The following is a 16,342-nucleotide window of genomic DNA, read 5'->3' as shown; positions in this document are numbered from 1 at the left end:
CCGCGGCGGGCGGCACGGGCGCCGGGACGGGGCGGCTGGCGTTTTTGACCGCCTCGTCAATGAAGAACTGCTGGCAATCCACCGGGTTATACTCCGCGCCGCCGGGCTTCTTATACCGCCCGTCCGGCTGCATGACGCGCGCCTTGACGTTGTCGTGCCACTGCGTCTCCAGGATATCCACCAGGCGCTGGCGCAAGCCGGCGTCCAGCACCGGGCTTGCGATCTCGACGCGCTTTTCCGTGTTGCGCGTCATCAGGTCGGCCGAGCCGATGTAAAACCGGCGCTCCGCGCCCTTGCCGAAGCAATAGATGCGCGCGTGCTCCAGATACCGCCCAACGACCGAATGCACCTCGATATTCTCCGTCTTGCCCTCAATGCCGGGCAGCAGGCAGCAGATGCCACGCACCAGCAGGCGGATGCGCACGCCGGCACGGCTGGCCTCGGACAGGCGGGTGAGCACGTCGCGGTCGGTCAGCGAATTGAGCTTCATGAAAATCTCGCCCTCGCCACCGGCCTTGACCTTCATGATCTCGCCGTCGATCAGGTTCAGGATGCCCTTCTTGAGGCCGGACGGCGCGACCAGCAGGTGGTTGTACTCGCCCTCCAGGTTGCCGATCAGCATATTTTTAAAGAAGCCCGCCGCATCCGCGCCGATATCCGGGTCGGCCGTCATCAGGCTGAGGTCGGTGTACTGCTTGGCGGTCTTTTCGTTGTAGTTGCCGGTGCCGATCTGCGTGATATACTGGATGTCCCCGCCGTTCTGCCGGGTGATCAGGCAGATCTTGGAGTGCACCTTGAAGCCCTCGATGCCGTAGGCGACGGTGCAGCCGGCCTCCTCCAGGCGCTCCGCCCAGTTGATGTTGTTTTCCTCGTCAAACCGGGCGCGCAGCTCAAGCAGCGCGGTGACGTCCTTGCCGTTTTCGGCGGCCTCGGTCAGGTAGCCGATGATTTTGGACGTGCTCGCCAGGCGGTAAATCGTGATCTTGATGCTGACGACCGAGGGGTCGGCCGCGGCCTCGCGCAGCAGGCGCAGGAAGGGATCCATGCTTTCATAGGGGAAGTGCAGCAGGATGTCCCGCCGCAGGATTTGCGGGAGCATCGGCCCGTTGCGGCTCACCATGGGCGACGGCTGGGGCGAAAAGTCCGGGTAGGTGATCTTGAAGCCCTCGGGCAGCTTGTCGGCCAGGCTGAACACATAGCCCATCTTGAGCGGCGCGTGGCTGTGGTATACCTGCGCACGGCCGATGCGCAGGCGGCCGCACAACTCCTCGACCAAGTCGTCCGGCAGGCCGCCCTGTATCTCCAGGCGCACCGGCGCCAGGCGCCCGCGCTTTTTAAGCACCTTTTTCATGTGCGTCAGGTAATCGCCGTCGACGTCGAAGGACTCGTCCTCCGGGCTGATGTCGGCGTTGCGCGTGACCTTGATGACCGCCGCGGCCTCGATCTCGCACTTCCCAAACACCTGGCTGGCGTAGGCCATCAGGATTTCCTCCGTCAGCACATAGCGCACGCCCGCGCCGTCCAGGAACACCATCGACGGCAGCGCCTGCGGCACCGGGATGATGCCGAGCGCCGTGCGCCCGCCGCTCTTGATGCGCAGCATGACGTGCAGCACGTTGTTGGCCAAGTGCGGGAACGGGTGGTGCATGTCGATCACCTGGGGCGACAGCACGGGCAGCACGTAATTTACAAAATATTTATCCAGGAACTTTTTGTCCGCCCCGGTGAGCGCGTCCGGCTCGCAGCGCGCCACGCCGAACCCGCACAGCGCGTTCTCGACCTCGCTGAAGGCCTTGTCGCGCTTCTTATAGAGCGGCGCGACCGCCTTGAAGATTTCGGTGAGCTGGCGCTCGGCCGTCCAGCCGCTCTTGTTGTCGACGTGCTCCTCCTTCATGAGGGCGATATCGGTCAGGCTGCCGACGCGGATCATAAAGAATTCGTCCAGGTTGCTCTCGAAGATGGACACGAATTTCAGGCGCTCGTACAGCGGGACGCCGGGGTCCTGCGCCTCCTCCAGCACACGCTGGTTAAAACGCAGCCAGGAAAGCTCGCGGTTCTGTGTATAGCTGATATCGTCCTTGCACAGGTCTTTCATATCCCCCGTCCCCTCTCTATCACGCGCCGTGCACGCTTATAGCATCATTATAGCATACCCACCGCCCGGTATGCCACCGGATGGGGCGCGCTGGGATGTAAAATTTTTTACAGTTTTACTTTACAAAAAAGGCGGCGCGCCAGGGCCCCGCCCCGCCGCTACCGCCAAAATGGGTATAAAAAAACCACGCCGCAGCGTGGACGATTCGGTCTGTATGGAGAAAGCCCTTTATTTCTCGCTCTCTTCCGGATGCTCGCCTTCAAAAATCAGGTCGTCGATATCTGGCGTATCGGGCATCTGCGGCTTAACCGTATGTCTCATGCTGTTTTCACCTCCATATTCACACTTTTCTTCTGCTTTAAAGTATAGCATACGCCGCCTCCTAACGCAAGTTAAGGTTCTGTAAACTTATGATGTACAAACCATGTATTGTGTTAAAAATAAAAAAAGCGGGGCGATACGGCCCCCGCAGGATTCGGTATGGGAAAAAACAAACCCCGCCGCTGCCGATGCAATCAGATTAATAACCTGCACGGATAGCAGGTGGGTTTCCTATCTGCACACGCTGCGCTTCCAACTTCCGTCCCGGGACGGGAGGCCTGCGCTTGTGTGCCGAATCTTTTTTCGGAATCCCTTAATCAAAATGTGGGTTAAAAAAAGATCGCTGTCGAACAGGGCAGGGTCTGCTTTGCACAAAAGGCCGCCTTTACTGCTGGATGCCGTCGGGCTCCTCATCGTAAAGGTCTTCCACGTGGCTCATCACGATTTCATAGACGCGGTCGGCCTCCTCATCGTCGTCCACGGACGCGAGGATCTCCTCGCCGCCCTCCTCGACAATCTTGAGGATGACGACCTCGGCCTCGTCCTCCGCGGAAAGCTCCGCCGGGATAAAGGCCATATAGGTCTCGCCGTTCAGCTCTACGGTATCGATATGCTCAAACTCTACCTCGTTGCCGTCTTCGTCGGTCAGTACAACATAATTATTGCCGAATTCCTCGCTCATTATGTCTGCCGCCTCCTTTTATTTTCAAAGTTCCAGGGGGCGCGCGGCCCGCATACTGGTTGGTGGTTCCCTTGCTATTCCTAGCATAGCCCAAAGCGCGCGGATTTTCAACACCTTCCGGAAAAAAACATGGAACTGTAATGCTGCCCGCCGCCTTCGAACCAGAACAATACACTATCGTATGCCGTTTTGTCAAGTGTGATGCAGGATTTTTTTGATAAAACGCTGCAAGTTCGCCAAAAAACCGCGTATCCTTAAGAAAAGGCATTGACTTTGCCCCCGGTATCTGTTATAGTTATCGGGTACAAAAAAGCAGGGCCTCCGTCCTCACCCGCCGCGTTTGCAAACGGGTTTACATCGCAGCTTTCCGGCAGGGTGCATCCCGCCGGGCATGCCTTGTAACAGGTCGGACGGTGCTTGCCGTCCGCTTTTTTATTGCCCAATCCCGGCTTTTGCCGGAGAGCCACTTATTGTTTGGAGGTGCTCACCTATTAGCAGCATGGAACATCAGATCAATGAAGAGATCCGCGACAAGGAAGTCCGCCTGATCGGGGACGACGGCGAACAGCTCGGCATCATGTCCTCCCGCGACGCGCAGGCGCTCGCAGACCAGAAGGGGATGGACCTGGTGAAGATCGCGCCGCAGGCGCAGCCGCCCGTGTGCAAGATCATGGACTACGGCAAATTCCGCTTTGAGCAGGCCAAGCGCGAAAAAGAAGCGCGCCGCAACCAGCACGTCGTGGAAATCAAGGAGATCCGCCTGACGCCCAACATCGACGTCGGGGACCTCAACGTCAAGGTTGGCCGCGCAACCCGCTTCCTGCAGGATGGCAACAAGGTCAAGGTTACGGTCCGCTTCCGCGGCCGTGAGGTCACCCACTCCTCGCTCGGACGTGATCTGCTCCAGCGCTTTGCCGAAATCTGCAAGGAATACGGCACGGTTGAGAAGCCGTCCAAGCTCGAGGGCCGCCAGATGATCATGTTCATGGCGCCCCTGAAGGAAGCCGCCAAGGACGCCAAGGACAAGGCGCCCGGGGAATCCAAAGAAAAATAATTGAACGTGTGCCGCGCGCGGCGCGGCGTAAGAGAGGAGAAACACCATGCCTAAGATCAAGACCCATAGCGGTGCTAAGAAGAGATTCACCGTCTCCAAGAACGGTAAGATCAAGCGCGGCCACGCCGGCAAGCGCCATCTGCTCAACGGCCACGGCAAGACCACCAAGCTGAAGCGCCACCTGCGCAAGGAAGGCTTTGCCGACAAATCCAACGTCGCACAGGTTAAGCGCCTGATCCCGTACGCATAAGCGTACCGGGCACGCGCATACAGGTTTTCACTTTACGATTTAGGAGGATTTTAATAATATGGCACGAGTAAAAGGCGCAATGATGACGCGCAAGAGAAGGAAGAAGATTTTAAAGCGCGCCAAGGGCTACTGGGGCGCCAAGTCTACCCACTATAAAGTTGCGAACCAGGCGGTCATGAAGAGCCTGAAGTACGCGTACATCGGCAGAAAGCAGAAGAAGAGAGACTTCCGCCGCCTGTGGATCACCCGTATTTCCGCGCAGGCCAAGGTTTGCGACATCAACTACAGCCGCTTCATGAACGGCCTCAAGAAGGCGGGCATCGACATCAACCGCAAGATGCTGGCCGACCTGGCCGTAAGCGACAAGGCCGCTTTCGGCGCGCTGGTCGAGAAGGCCAAGGCCGCGCTCTAAGCCCAGCCCCCTGTCCTGCATTCCAGCGGGGACGCTTTTGCGTCCCCGCTTTTTATTTGCCGCCCTTCCGCAAAATTGCACAAAAGAACTTTGCAGTTTTACGCCTTTGTGGTATAATAGCCCCAGAAGCAAGCCAGCTTATGGAAACCAATCCGACAGGAAAGGCGGTCACCTATGGAAAAAGCAATCCGGGTCATATCCCGACTCAATAACCAGCTTTACGCAGACGCGATCCCCGGGCATTTCGCCACCAACCATTCCCATATCAATTACTACATCGATATGTCCGCGATCAAGCACAGCCTGACCCGCTCCGCCCTGGCGGCGCGCATGATCTCCACCTATTACAGCGCCACGAGCGTGGACACCATCCTGTGCCTCGAGGGTACGGAGTACATCGGCGCGTACCTCGCGCGCGAGCTGTCCAAGGGCAGCATGGGTACCATGAACCAGGACAAGGACATTTTCCTCGTCGAGCCGGACAGCAATGTCAACGGCCAGTTTATCTTTGCAGACAACCTGCGCCATATGGTGCAGTATAAGGATGTGCTCGTGCTCGTCACCTCGGCCTCGACCGGCCAGACGCTGACCCAGGCGCGCGAGTGCATCGAATATTACGGCGGGCGCATCGCCGGCTATTCCGCGCTGTTCGCTAATATCGACGAGCTGGGCGGCCTGCCGGTCATCCACGTCTTCAGCGGCGCGGACTTCCCGCATTACCACAACGTGGCGCAGTCGCACGAGTGCCCGGAATGCCGTGCCGGCAAGCCGCTGGACGCGATCGTCACCCCGCGCGGCTATAAGCTGCTGTAACACCCAACCATCCACAAGGGGAACCCGATTATGAAGCTTTGCATTGTTTCCGCTCCGCACAACCGGACCCGGTGAAGCATTGTACGGAGCTTAGATAGGCAGAAAACGATTCACCGGCCGCCCCGGGCGTGATGCAGGACGCATGACGCCTGGTTTGGTGTGCCGGTGACCGGGCTGCCGGGGCCGCGGGCAATGTTTGCCTGCGGCCTTTTCCATGCAATGCTGCATTTGCAAGGGGGAGGGCTGCACGCCCTCCCCCTTTATTTTACCCTTGTGAATGGAGCGTTTGACAATGAAATACAGAGACCTTACCGCCGGCAGCGTCCCGAAACAGCTGCTGGCCTTCGCCTTCCCCCTTTTGCTGTCCAACCTGCTGCAATCGGCCTACAGCCNGGGCTGGCCGCCGCCGTCCTGTGCGGGCTGGGCATGATGGCCGCCATCCAGCTTGGCGCGGCACCCATCCTGCGGCTGTTCGGCGGCGACGGCGCGATGGTGCGCGCGGGCGTCACGTACCTGCGCATCTGCTGCTCGGTCAATTTCGCGGTGTATGCCGTGATGTACGTGCTGGATTCCTTTGCGACCGGGGTGGGCGACGCCCTGTTCGCCATGGCCAACGCCCTGCTGCACGCGCTCGTTGCGCGCATGGCGCTCAGCATCCTGCTGGCATACGTGCTCGGCTGGGGCTATACCGGCCTGTGCTGGGCGGAAATGCTGTGCCCCATCCCCTCCTGCATCGCGGGCGTGCTGTATTTCGCGCGCGGGCGCTGGAAAAACCGGCGCGCCCTCACCCGGTAAACCCGGTAAAAAAAGCAGCCCCCGGCGGTTTCCCGCCGGGGGCTGCTTTTCCGTATTGCGCGAAGGCGACCCATCCCCCTGCCGGGGGGGGGGCGTCACGCGCCCGGCATTTATTTGGGCATGAACTCCGGCAGGCGGCGGCGCGCCTCGAGCCGGTAGATGCGGCTGCCCTGCGCGGAAAAGCGCTCCTCATATTCTGTCATGACGTTGCCCTCAAACGCGGAGGCATGCAGGTCGAGCGAGATATTCTGCAGCAGCCATCCGTAGGCGCAAATTTCGCCGAGCGACCACTCGAACAGGCGCTGGTTGTCCGTCTTGAAGTACAGCGCGCCCTTTTCCGTCAGGATATCGTTGTAAACGTCCAGGAACGCGCGGTAGGTCAGCCGGCGTTTGCGCTGGCGGTTGGGCGGCCACGGGTCGGAAAAGTTGAGGTAGATGAGGTCGACCTCGCCCGGCGAAAAGATGTCGCGCAGCGCCGCCGCGTCGTAGGACAGGAAGCGCACGTTCGGCGGCACGTCCTGCATGGCCTTTTCGGTGGCCATGATGAGCGCGCCCTCCTCCCGCTCGATCGCGACAAAGTTGACGTCCGGATGCAGCTTCGCCATGCCCAGCACAAAGCGCCCCTTGCCGCAGCCGATCTCGACATGCAGCGGGTTGCCGTTCCCGAATAGCGCGCGCCACCGCCCGCGCAGGCTTTCCGGCGCGTGCGCCATGACGGGCGCGCAGACGGCGAAGCGCTCGTCCAGGTGCTTTTTCTTCCGCATTCTCATGGTATTCCGTTCCCCCGTTTTTCTTTTTATCCTGTGGCGGCCGCCGCGTCCCCCGTTTCCGCGGGGCGGCCGGCCGGGAAGCAAGCCCCTTTTTGCCCGCGCGCCTGTACGCACAGGGCATAAACCGTGTATTTTAACATTATAACCGCTTTAAAACGCCATTGCAAGACCAATTGACACCCCGCCCATACGCGCCTATACTAAATTTAGCAAACCTGTAGTATTTCCCCGCGCCGGGGACGTTATCATGGGAAAGGGAGGGTTTCTTATGAAAAAGCAATTCCTTGCGGCGGCGCTTGCCGCCTGCCTGCTCCTGGCGGGTACGGGCGCCGCGGCGGCGGACGATACCCCTGCGCACCCGTTTACCGACGTGCCTGCGGACGCATGGTATGCGGGGACGGTCGAGGCCGCCTACCGGGACGGCCTGATGAAGGGCGACAGCGCCACGTCCTTCCGGCCGGAGGGCACGGTCACCGTGGCCGAGGCCTGGATGATCACGGCGCGGCTGCACAGCCTGTCGCACGGCGGGGACGGCAATATCCCCGCGGGCAAGGCCTGGTATACCGGCGCGCAGCAATACCTGCGGCAGCAGGGCATCCTGGACAAGGCGCTGCAGACGCTCAGGGAGGCGCAGGGCTACATCGACAGCTACCAGCCTGACCCGGACAAGGCCGCAAGCCGCCTTTATCTCGCCGACCTGCTCTCGCAGGCGCTTCCCCCGGAGCAGCTTCCCGCGATCAACCACATCACCGCCATCCCCGACCTGCCCGCGGCGGCCTCGGCGGAAGGCGCGGCGCGCCTGCTGACGCTCTATAACGCGGGCGTGCTGACCGGCAAGGACGAATGGGGCACGCTCGGCGTGGCGGACGCGGACAATGTGACGCGCGCGGAAACCGCCGCGATGGCCGTGCGCCTGGCCGAACCCGCGCAGCGCAAGGCTTTCACCGTCCGTGAAATGCCCTTTACGGTGACCCGCATCGATAACGCAGCGCCGGGGCTGGACATCACCATGTTCCTACTCGAAGTGCAGGACGGGCTGATCCAGTGCGGGCGCACCACGCCCGATTCCAACTGGCGCTACGGCTACATAGACACCGAGGGCAAGCCCGTCATCCCGCTCGAATACGACTGGGTGTCCAATGTCAAGGAAGGCTACGTCGGCGTGTCCAAGGCTGGCCGCCGCGCCGTGCTCGACACGCAGGGCAACACGGCCTACACCCCGCCGAAGGACCCCTCCGCCCCCGGGCATACTTACGGCGCGACCTACGGCGGGCACGGCATGTTCCTGCTCTCCTCGGAGGACGGCAAGTGGGGCGTGGCCGACCGGACGGGCAAAACCGTGCTGCCCGTGCAGTACGGCGGCGTGAGCGTGCTTTCCGGCAACCTGATCGCCGCAAACCGGGACTGGGGGCCGTACGCGCTTTTTGACGCGGCGGGCAAACAAATTTCCGAAGCGGCCTACAGCCTGACGCAGCACGAGTTCCACGACGGCCGTATGCTGATCCAGCGGGACGGCAAATACGGCTTCCTCGACGAAAACGGCAACGAGGCCATCCCCGCGCAGTTCCATTACGCCTCGTACAACGGCTTTTCCGACGGCATTGCGCTGGTCACGCCCGCGGAGGACGGGCGCTTTGCCTATATCGACACGGCGGGCAACATCGTGATCGACGCGGGGCAATACGTATCCGCGAACCCGTTCAGCGGGGGCTTGGCCGCGGTCTGGTACCAGGAAGGGGGCGACAACCACTGCCGGGTGCTGCAAAAGGACGGCACGCCCTGGATGCCCGAGGTCGCCGCGCGCTACGACAGCATCGGTGCGTTTAAAGACGGCGCGGCGCTGGTGTCCAAGGACGGGCTGGGCGGCGTGGTCGGCGCGGACGGCACGGAGCGCATCGCGCCCCAGTACGAGGACTTCACCCGCTTTGGGCCGCTGTTCGCCGGGCGCAGGGTTGTCGGCGCGCCCTATACCTTCTACAACGCCGCGGGCGAGGCGCTCTCCCCGCAGCCGGACTGGCGCTATCCCACCGACCGCCTGTCCTTCGCCGCCGGGTATGCGGTCTATGAGGGTACGGGGTACAACAGCGCGGTCTTCTCGCTCGACGGGACGCAGCTCACCCCCTATATTTTCAATTCCGGCGTCAACTTCAACGGCGACGGGATCGCGGTCGTCAGCCTATACGGCCCCATCGGCACCTACGTCCTGCGCGCCAAATAAGCAGGGCGGCGTGCCGGCTTTGTGCACAATGCAACACCGCCCCCTATTTTATGGCAAAGTTTTTATGCAACCAAACCGTAAATTGACAGCCGCAGGGCGCGCCGCGTATAATGGTACTACAGTATGCGGCGCGCCCTGCGCGCCAGATGGGGGAAAATTATGTTTGAACGCGCAAGCGGCGTGCTGATGCACCTGACCTCCCTGCCCTCGCCGCATGGGATCGGCTCGATGGGCAAGGACGCTTACGATTTTGTGGATTTCCTGGCGGCTGCCGGGCAAAAATACTGGCAGGTGCTCCCGCTGGGGCACATCGGCTTCGGGGAATCGCCCTACCAGTGCTATTCCGCGGCGGCGGGTAACCCGTACCTGATCGACCTCGACCTGCTGCAAAAGGCGGGGCTGCTCACCGCGGACGAAATCCGCGCGGCGGACGACCCCAAGGCCTCGCCCGACCGGGTCGATTACGGCCACCTGCGGCAAACGCGCTGGCCGCTGCTGCGGCAGGCCTTCTCGCGCGTGGACGCCGGGCTGCAATCCAAGATCGACGCGTTCGCGGTCGACCGCGCCGAGTGGCTGGACGATTACGCGCTCTTCATGGCGCTCAAGGACCATTTCGGCGGCCGCGCCCTGTGGGACTGGGACGACCTGGACGTCATTTCGCGCGACCCGGCATCGATGATGGCCTACCGCGCGCAGCTGATCGACGACGTGAACTTCTACACCTTCCTGCAGTACCTGTTTTTCGAGCAGTGGACGGCGCTGCGCGCCTATGCCAACGCGCACGGCGTGCAGGTCATCGGCGATATCCCGATCTATGTCTCGCCCGACTCGTGCGACGTTTGGGCGCACCCCGAGCTGTTCAAGCTGGGATCCGACCGTAGCCCCTCCAAGGTCGCGGGCGTGCCGCCGGACTACTATTCCGCCACCGGCCAGCTCTGGGGCAACCCGGTCTACGACTGGAAGTATCACGAGGCGACCGGCTACGCCTGGTGGCTGTGGCGCGTCAAAACCAACATGGCGCTGTTCGACGTGGTGCGGCTCGACCATTTCCGCGGGTTTGAATCCTATTGGGAGGTCGACGCGGGCGAGGAGACCGCCATCAACGGCGCGTGGCGGCGCGGCCCGGGCATGAAGCTGTTCCGCGCGATCGAGGGCGCGCTCGGCAAGCTCCCCTTCATCGCGGAGGATCTCGGCGTGCAGACCGACAAGGTGCGCGCCCTGCTGAAGGCCTCCGGCTACCCCGGCATGCGCGTGCTGATCTTCGGCTTTGACGCGCACGGCGACAACGACCACCTGCCCCACAACTACGCGGAGAACAGCATCGTCTACACCTCGACGCACGACTCGCAGAGCGTGTGCGAGCAGGTCATGGACATCTGCAACGAGGAGGAGCGGCAGTTTGCGTACCGCTACCTGCGCTCGTCCATGGCGGAGGCGCTCGGCTGGAGCGCGATCAAGAGCGTTTTCGCCTCGCCCGCGCGCATCGCGATGACCACCATGCAGGATATCCTGTCGCTCGGGGCGGACGCGCGCATGAACATCCCCGCGACCGTCGGCGGCAACTGGGGCTGGCGCGTCCGGCGCGAGGCCATGAACCCCCAGGTCTCCGNCCGACCGCCTTCTCCCGGATTTCCGCGCCTATTACGAGGCGCACATGACCTGCCGCACGCGCCCCTACGAGGGGATCCCCGCGCTGCTGGGCGCGCTGCGCGCGAGGGGCGTGGCGGTCGGCGTGCTGTCCAACAAGTACGACCCGGCCTCCAAGGCGCTGGCCGCGCACTATTTCCCCGGCCTCATCGGGCTGACCCTCGGCGAGCGCCCGGGCGTGCCGCGCAAGCCCGACCCGTCTTCGGCGCGCGAAATGCTGCGGGCGCTGCACGGGCGGCCGGATACGGCGCTCTACGTCGGCGACAGCGACGTGGACATGCAAACCGCGAAAAACGCCGGGCTGTTTGCCGTCGGCGTGACCTGGGGCTTCCGCCCCAGGGAAACCCTGCTCGCCGCCGGGGCGGACGCGCTGATCAGCCGCCCCGTGGAGCTGCTCGACATCATGGAGGGACGTTATGGAACTAGCAAAGGTAAAGGAAGCGTTTGAGCGCCACGGCTTCGCGGTCTCCTATTTTGAAACCGCGGCGGAAGCCCGCGCCTACTTGGCCGCGCAGTGCGCGGGGCAGGCCGTCACCTTCGGCGGCTCGGTCACGCTCGATCAGCTTGGCGCGTTCGACGCGCTGAGGGCCGCGGGCTGCACCGTCAACTGGCACTGGAAAAACGGCGGCGCGCGCGTGCAGGACTGTGATATCTACGTCACTTCGGCCAACGGCCTGTCGGAAACCGGCGAGATCGTCAACATCGACGGCACGGGCAACCGCGTCGCGGCCGCCATTTACGGCCCCGCGGCGTGCTTCACGGTCTGCGGCCGCAATAAGCTCGCCCCGACGCTTGCAGACGCCATCGGCCGCGCGCGCAATATCGCCGCGCCGAAGAATGCGCAGCGCATCGGCGCGCACACCCCCTGCGCCGCGGACGGCAAATGCCACGACTGCGACAGCCCCGGCCGTATTTGCCGCGCGCTTTCGGTCGTGTTCCGGCCGCCGATGGGCTTCACGCGGTACGAGCTGGTGCTGGTCGGGGAGGATTTGGGGTATTAAGCGCTTTCCCGCAGAAAAAATAAAATTCAGGGTTGACAACTGGCCGTGCGGTTGATATAATAATCAACGTTGACACGGCCAGCGGCCAAAACTGAACATGCGGCTGTAGCTCATCTGGTAGAGCGCCACCTTGCCAAGGTGGAGGTAGCGAGTTCGAGCCTCGTCAGCCGCTCCATAATAAAAAGCCAGTCTTTATGACTGGCTTTTTTGTTTTGCGGCGGTCGCGCCGCAGGGGATGCCATAAAGGGGGCACGGCCGCAGTTGCAGCCGTGCCCCCTTTTATGCTTCCGCACCCCGCGCCAGCTTCATGAGCTGTGTTTCAAACTGTACGCCGTGCATGTTGTCCGTGCCCTGGGACGCGGTATAATCGATGCAGTCCCGCACAAAATACGCCGCGCGCGCCGCCGCGTCCGCCAGCCCGTCGCCCCAGAGCAGGCCGCCCAGCAGCACGGATGAAAAAATATCGCCCGTCCCCGGATAATATTCCCGGATGCGCGCATGCTCAAAAAAGGCCGTGCGCCCCTCCTCGCAGCATAGCACGCCGACCGTCGCGCCCCCGCCGGACAGGCCGGTCAGCACCACCTTCGCGCCGTAGGCCCGCTCCAGCCCGCGCGCCCAGCGCGCCGCCTCCGCAGGGCCGTCCGGCTCGTCCCGCGCGTCCTTGCCCAGCAGGATCGCCGCCTCGGTCACGTTGGGGGTGATCACGTCCGCCAGGCGGCACAGGTCGCCTATGCGCGCGCACATCTCGGGCGTATAGGTCTCGTACACCTCGCCGTTGTCGCCCATGACCGGGTCGACCATGACGATCCCGCCCGGCGCGCGCAGGCGCAGGATGGCCTGCGAAATGCAGCCGATCTGCCGCTCCGTGCCCAAAAAGCCGGAATACACCGCCTCGAAATCCAGCCCCAGCCCCTCGTATTGCTCGATCCAGGGCAGCAGGTCGTCCGTCAGGTCGCGCACGGTATAGCCGGGGATCGCGGTGTGGGTGGAGAAGATTGCGGTCGGCACGGGCACGCACTGGTGCCCCATCGCGCTGAGCACGCCGATCACCGGCACGAGCGACGACCGGCCGAACCCGGACAGGTCGTGCAGCGCCAATACTTTTTTTTGCATAGAAGCGGCCCCTTTTCCTTGTAAAATCCCATTCCCCATTAGATTACGTTTTTTTAACGCCGGTGTCAATACCCCTTGCCAATCATTGCGCGCAATGGTACGATAATACCGTATTGTATGATTTGACAGCTTGAAAGGAGTCCCTATGAAACACCGTCTGCGCGCGTTCGCGCTCCTGCTGAGCCTTGCGCTCCTTCTGAACCTGACCGCCCTCGCCGCCCCCGCCCCTTCGGACGCGGCCATGCGCGGCGTCTGGGTGTCCTCGGTCTACAACCTCGATTACCCGAAAACGCCGGGGACCGACGCGGCGTCCCTGCGGCGGCAGGCGGACGCGATCCTCGACGGCGCGGAAAGCATGGGGCTGAACGCCATTTTCCTGCAGGTGCGCCCGTCCGCGGACGCGCTGTACCCCTCCGGCATCTTCCCCTGGAGCAAATACCTGACCGGCTCGTGCGGCGCCGCCCCTACGGACGGCTTCGACCCGCTGCGCTACTTCATTGACGGCGCGCATGCCCGCGGCCTGGCGCTCCACGCCTGGCTGAACCCCTACCGCATCACCAAGGGCAAGGACGCGGAGTGGGGCGCGCTGCCCGCCTCGCACCCCGCCAAGCAGCATCCGGAATACACGGTCAAATACACCGACGGCAACTATTATTTCAACCCCGGCCTGCCGGCGGTGCGCCAGCTTGTGGAGGACGGCGTGTCTGAAATCCTCGACAAGTACCCGGATATCGACGGCATCCATTTTGACGACTACTTTTACCCCGGCCAGGATTTTGACGACGCGGCCACATTCGCGCAGTACGGCGGCGGCTTTTCCGACATCGGGGACTGGCGCCGCGAGAACGTCAACATCCTGGTGCGCGAGCTGGACGCGCTGATCCACCGCAAAAACCCCGCCATCCAGTTCGGCATCAGCCCGTCCGGCGTGTGGGCGAACAAGGCCGACAACCCGCGCGGCAGCGACACCCGCGGCGGCAACCCCTCCTACTCCAAGGCCTATGCGGACACCCTGGCCTGGATCAGCGAGGGCACGGTCGATTATGTCTGCCCGCAGCTCTACTGGTACATGGGGCAGTCCGCCGCGGATTACACCGTGCTGACGAAGTGGTGGTCGGACGCGGTCAAAGGCTCGGACGTCAAGCTGTATATCGGCGAGGCCGCCTATAAGTGCGACGACCCGGAGCAGGGCGACGTCTGGAAGGGCAGCGCCGAGCTGCTGCGCCACCTGGGCTACTGCGAGACCCAGCCCGGGGTCGGCGGGCATATCTTCTTCCGGTACGGCTCCTTCGACGAGGTGCCCGGCCTGCGCGCCGCGCTGACGGGCTATTACGCCACGGCGGCAAACACCCCCGCGACCGACACCCCGCCCGGGTCCGGCTTCGACGCGGCGGGGGACGCCGCCCGCGCCGCAGGCTTCCTGCAGACCTTCCTGCTGTTTTTGCAGGCGGTCATCCGTTAACCCCCCCTACGTCCATGGAAAGGAAGTAATCGCATGGTCCCCACCCTAGAAAGCAAACATACCCTGCATTTCAGCCATATCGACAACCAGGGCGTGTCCCGCCCGTCCGCGCTGTTCGAGTTCATGCAGTCCGCCGCGACGCGCCACGCCAACGCGCTGCACATCGGCGCGGAGGACCTCAACATCCTGTGGGTGCTGACGCGCATGAAGCTGCACCAGTACCGCCCGCTGCGGCTCGGTGAAACGCTGCGCCAGCAGACCTGGTGCGCGGGCGCCAAGGGGCCGAACTGGTGTCGCGGCTTCCGCTTCTGGGCGGGCGAGGACGAGGTCGCGGCCGGCTACTCCATCTGGGCGATGCTCGGCCGGGAAGACCACCGCATCATCCGCCCGACCTCGGCCGAAGCCGCGAAAGCCTACGCCATCCCGCCGGAGGGCTTCCCCATCCCGGGCAAGCTCGCCTGCGGCGCTCTCACGCCGCACCATATCCATACGGTACGGTACAGCAACCTCGACCTCAACAACCACCTGAACAACGCCAGGATCGTCGACCTGGTTTCGGACGGCCTGGAACTGGACAGCGAGCGCGGCCGGTTTGTCTCGGAAATCCAGGTCAATTACACGGCGGAGTGCGTGTGCGGCGACGAGATCGCGCTTTCCACCGGCCTGACGGCGGACGGCGCGCGCGCCGTATTCGGGCAGGTCGGGGACGCCGTCAAGTTTGAGGCGGCGGCGCGCCTGTCCGCCTTTTAACCCACCGGGAATCAAAGAAAGGGATGCATGACCATGATTTCCAAGCTGGCCCAGGCCATTTTAAGCGATATTTTGCGGCATTGCACGCCGCGCAAGGTCATCCTGTACGGGGAAAAGCGCAGTCCTGCGACCAGCGAGGTAAAGTCGCTCGATTTTTGCATCATCCTGCCGCAGGTGGATAAGCCCGCGCTGCTGCACGACCTCTATTTGACCATCGAGTCCCCCGTGCCCTTCAACCTCCTCCTCTATACCTGCGACGAGTGGGCGGAGCTGACAGGGGATTTCTCCAGCTACGCCGCCGCCATCCAAAAGAAAGGGACGGTGTTATATGAGCAGAAACCGTAGGGGCGGCAGCGACAGCATGTTCTATTACAAATGGCTGGATAAGGCGCTGTCCGACCTACAGGCCGCCCGCATCCTGCTGACCTGGGGCGGCGACCCGCCCATGACCGCGTTCCACTGCCAGCAGGCGATTGAGAAGGCGCTCAAGGGCTACCTGCTCTTCAAAACCGGGCGGCATTTCGACGGCCACAACCTGACCTATCTGTGCCGCCAGGCCGTGCAGGTCGACCCCGCCTTTACCGAATACCTGGACGAAAGCGCAGCGCTCAACAACCTGTACATTGAAACGCGGTACCCGACCGACCTGCCCTTTGAGCTTTCCGAGCGCCAGGTGCAGCGGCTGATGAACATGGCGGAATCCATGTTCGCCGCCATCCGCACCGAGCTGTACGAGGGCGGCCGGCCGCACAAGGTCAAGCAGCCCTAAACGCCATTCCACCAGGAGGGGTACAACCTATGACAGTGACCGGGCGCTTTGCGCCCTCGCCCAGCGGCCGCATGCACCTGGGCAACGTATTCTGCGCCCTGCTCGCCTGGCTTTCCGCCCGCGCGCAGGGCGGGGCGGTTGTGCTGCGCATCGAGGACCTCGACCCCGCGCGCTGCCGCCCGGCCTATGC

At 63.0% G+C, this 16,342-nt stretch carries 19 protein-coding genes, 1 tRNA gene, 1 other RNA gene and 1 pseudogene; 15 read left to right on the top strand and 7 right to left on the bottom strand.

Features of this window, described 5'->3' with window-relative positions; all coding sequences use genetic code 11:
- The 5 genes from ppk1 to CZ203_RS14275 all read right to left on the bottom strand — a co-directional run.
- A partial coding sequence (ppk1, locus tag CZ203_RS11715; protein ID WP_087066304.1) for a polyphosphate kinase 1 occupies positions 1-2,095 on the bottom strand: 2,095 nt, incomplete at its 3' end.
- Positions 2,096-2,323: 228 nt separating this feature from the next.
- Entirely contained in the window at positions 2,324-2,467 is a 144-nt protein-coding gene (locus CZ203_RS14785; protein ID WP_159456501.1) for a hypothetical protein, read from the bottom strand.
- Between the two features lie 118 nt (positions 2,468-2,585).
- A non-coding RNA gene (ssrS, locus tag CZ203_RS11710) (6S RNA) lies at positions 2,586-2,781 on the bottom strand.
- Between the two features lie 20 nt (positions 2,782-2,801).
- The gene (locus CZ203_RS11705) at positions 2,802-3,098 is read right to left on the bottom strand and encodes a DUF1292 domain-containing protein (RefSeq protein WP_087066303.1); all 297 of its coding nucleotides are present in this window, start codon (positions 3,096-3,098) and stop codon (positions 2,802-2,804) included.
- Entirely contained in the window at positions 3,076-3,366 is a 291-nt protein-coding gene (locus CZ203_RS14275; protein ID WP_143436208.1) for a hypothetical protein, read from the bottom strand. The genes CZ203_RS11705 and CZ203_RS14275 overlap by 23 nt, the downstream gene beginning before the upstream one ends.
- 231 nt (positions 3,367-3,597) lie before the next feature.
- Between CZ203_RS14275 and infC the strand changes: the two genes are divergently transcribed.
- The 5 genes from infC to CZ203_RS15170 all read left to right on the top strand — a co-directional run bounded on the left by infC (position 3,598) and on the right by CZ203_RS15170 (position 6,422).
- Complete coding sequence (gene infC / locus CZ203_RS11700) at positions 3,598-4,152, top strand: translation initiation factor IF-3 (RefSeq protein WP_235847525.1); 555 nt, start codon at positions 3,598-3,600, stop codon at positions 4,150-4,152.
- A gap of 46 nt (positions 4,153-4,198) precedes the next feature.
- The gene (rpmI, locus tag CZ203_RS11695) at positions 4,199-4,402 is read left to right on the top strand and encodes a 50S ribosomal protein L35 (protein ID WP_087066301.1); all 204 of its coding nucleotides are present in this window, start codon (positions 4,199-4,201) and stop codon (positions 4,400-4,402) included.
- Positions 4,403-4,460: 58 nt separating this feature from the next.
- The gene (rplT, locus tag CZ203_RS11690; RefSeq protein ID WP_087066300.1) at positions 4,461-4,814 is read left to right on the top strand and encodes a 50S ribosomal protein L20; all 354 of its coding nucleotides are present in this window, start codon (positions 4,461-4,463) and stop codon (positions 4,812-4,814) included.
- Positions 4,815-4,988: 174 nt separating this feature from the next.
- Positions 4,989-5,627: a hypothetical protein gene (locus CZ203_RS11685; protein ID WP_087066299.1), complete on the top strand. Its 639-nt coding sequence runs from the start codon at positions 4,989-4,991 to the stop codon at positions 5,625-5,627.
- A gap of 426 nt (positions 5,628-6,053) precedes the next feature.
- Complete coding sequence (locus CZ203_RS15170) at positions 6,054-6,422, top strand: MATE family efflux transporter (RefSeq protein ID WP_235847524.1); 369 nt, start codon at positions 6,054-6,056, stop codon at positions 6,420-6,422.
- Between the two features lie 110 nt (positions 6,423-6,532).
- Here the strand turns inward: CZ203_RS15170 and trmB are convergent, their stop codons facing one another.
- Entirely contained in the window at positions 6,533-7,192 is a 660-nt protein-coding gene (gene trmB / locus CZ203_RS11675; protein WP_087066297.1) for a tRNA (guanosine(46)-N7)-methyltransferase TrmB, read from the bottom strand.
- A 268-nt stretch (positions 7,193-7,460) separates the two neighbouring features.
- Between trmB and CZ203_RS11670 the strand changes: the two genes are divergently transcribed.
- The 5 genes and pseudogenes from CZ203_RS11670 (at position 7,461) to CZ203_RS11650 (ending at position 12,233) form a co-directional block, all read left to right on the top strand.
- Positions 7,461-9,410, top strand: a complete 1,950-nt coding sequence (locus CZ203_RS11670; RefSeq protein WP_159456499.1) for a WG repeat-containing protein — start codon at positions 7,461-7,463, stop codon at positions 9,408-9,410.
- Positions 9,411-9,533: 123 nt separating this feature from the next.
- Positions 9,534-11,006, top strand: a pseudogene (malQ, locus tag CZ203_RS11665) (4-alpha-glucanotransferase); the annotation flags it as partial.
- 58 nt (positions 11,007-11,064) lie between these two features.
- The gene (locus CZ203_RS15540; RefSeq protein WP_087066789.1) at positions 11,065-11,505 is read left to right on the top strand and encodes an HAD family hydrolase; all 441 of its coding nucleotides are present in this window, start codon (positions 11,065-11,067) and stop codon (positions 11,503-11,505) included.
- Positions 11,474-12,058, top strand: a complete 585-nt coding sequence (locus CZ203_RS11655; RefSeq protein WP_087066295.1) for a lactate utilization protein — start codon at positions 11,474-11,476, stop codon at positions 12,056-12,058. Before CZ203_RS15540 ends, CZ203_RS11655 begins: the two co-directional genes overlap by 32 nt.
- A 99-nt stretch (positions 12,059-12,157) precedes the next feature.
- Positions 12,158-12,233 (top strand) — tRNA-Gly (locus CZ203_RS11650).
- 104 nt (positions 12,234-12,337) lie between these two features.
- Here CZ203_RS11650 and CZ203_RS11645 read toward each other — a convergent pair.
- The gene (locus CZ203_RS11645) at positions 12,338-13,171 is read right to left on the bottom strand and encodes a pyridoxamine kinase (protein WP_159456498.1); all 834 of its coding nucleotides are present in this window, start codon (positions 13,169-13,171) and stop codon (positions 12,338-12,340) included.
- 145 nt (positions 13,172-13,316) lie between these two features.
- Here CZ203_RS11645 and CZ203_RS11640 point away from each other — a divergent pair, with 145 nt between their 5' ends.
- The 5 genes from CZ203_RS11640 to CZ203_RS11620 all read left to right on the top strand — a co-directional run.
- On the top strand, positions 13,317-14,633 hold the full coding sequence (locus CZ203_RS11640) for a glycoside hydrolase family 10 protein (protein ID WP_087066294.1): 1,317 nt from the start codon (positions 13,317-13,319) through the stop codon (positions 14,631-14,633).
- A gap of 33 nt (positions 14,634-14,666) precedes the next feature.
- Complete coding sequence (locus CZ203_RS11635) at positions 14,667-15,383, top strand: acyl-ACP thioesterase domain-containing protein (protein WP_087066293.1); 717 nt, start codon at positions 14,667-14,669, stop codon at positions 15,381-15,383.
- Between the two features lie 33 nt (positions 15,384-15,416).
- Complete coding sequence (locus CZ203_RS11630) at positions 15,417-15,728, top strand: hypothetical protein (protein ID WP_143436206.1); 312 nt, start codon at positions 15,417-15,419, stop codon at positions 15,726-15,728.
- A complete protein-coding gene (locus tag CZ203_RS11625; protein WP_087066291.1) occupies positions 15,712-16,152 on the top strand; it encodes a HEPN domain-containing protein in 441 nt (146 codons plus the stop codon). Before CZ203_RS11630 ends, CZ203_RS11625 begins: the two co-directional genes overlap by 17 nt.
- A 29-nt stretch (positions 16,153-16,181) precedes the next feature.
- Positions 16,182-16,342, top strand: a 161-nt coding sequence (locus tag CZ203_RS11620) for a glutamate--tRNA ligase family protein (protein ID WP_235847537.1), incomplete at its 3' end; no start/stop codon positions are given.

Origin of the sequence: Intestinibacillus massiliensis (assembly GCF_900155735.1) — a bacterium.
GTDB classification, from domain to species: Bacteria; Bacillota; Clostridia; order Oscillospirales; family Butyricicoccaceae; genus Intestinibacillus; species Intestinibacillus massiliensis.
Note: the sequence above shows the minus strand (reverse complement) of the source record. Positions and strands in the feature narration are given on the sequence as shown.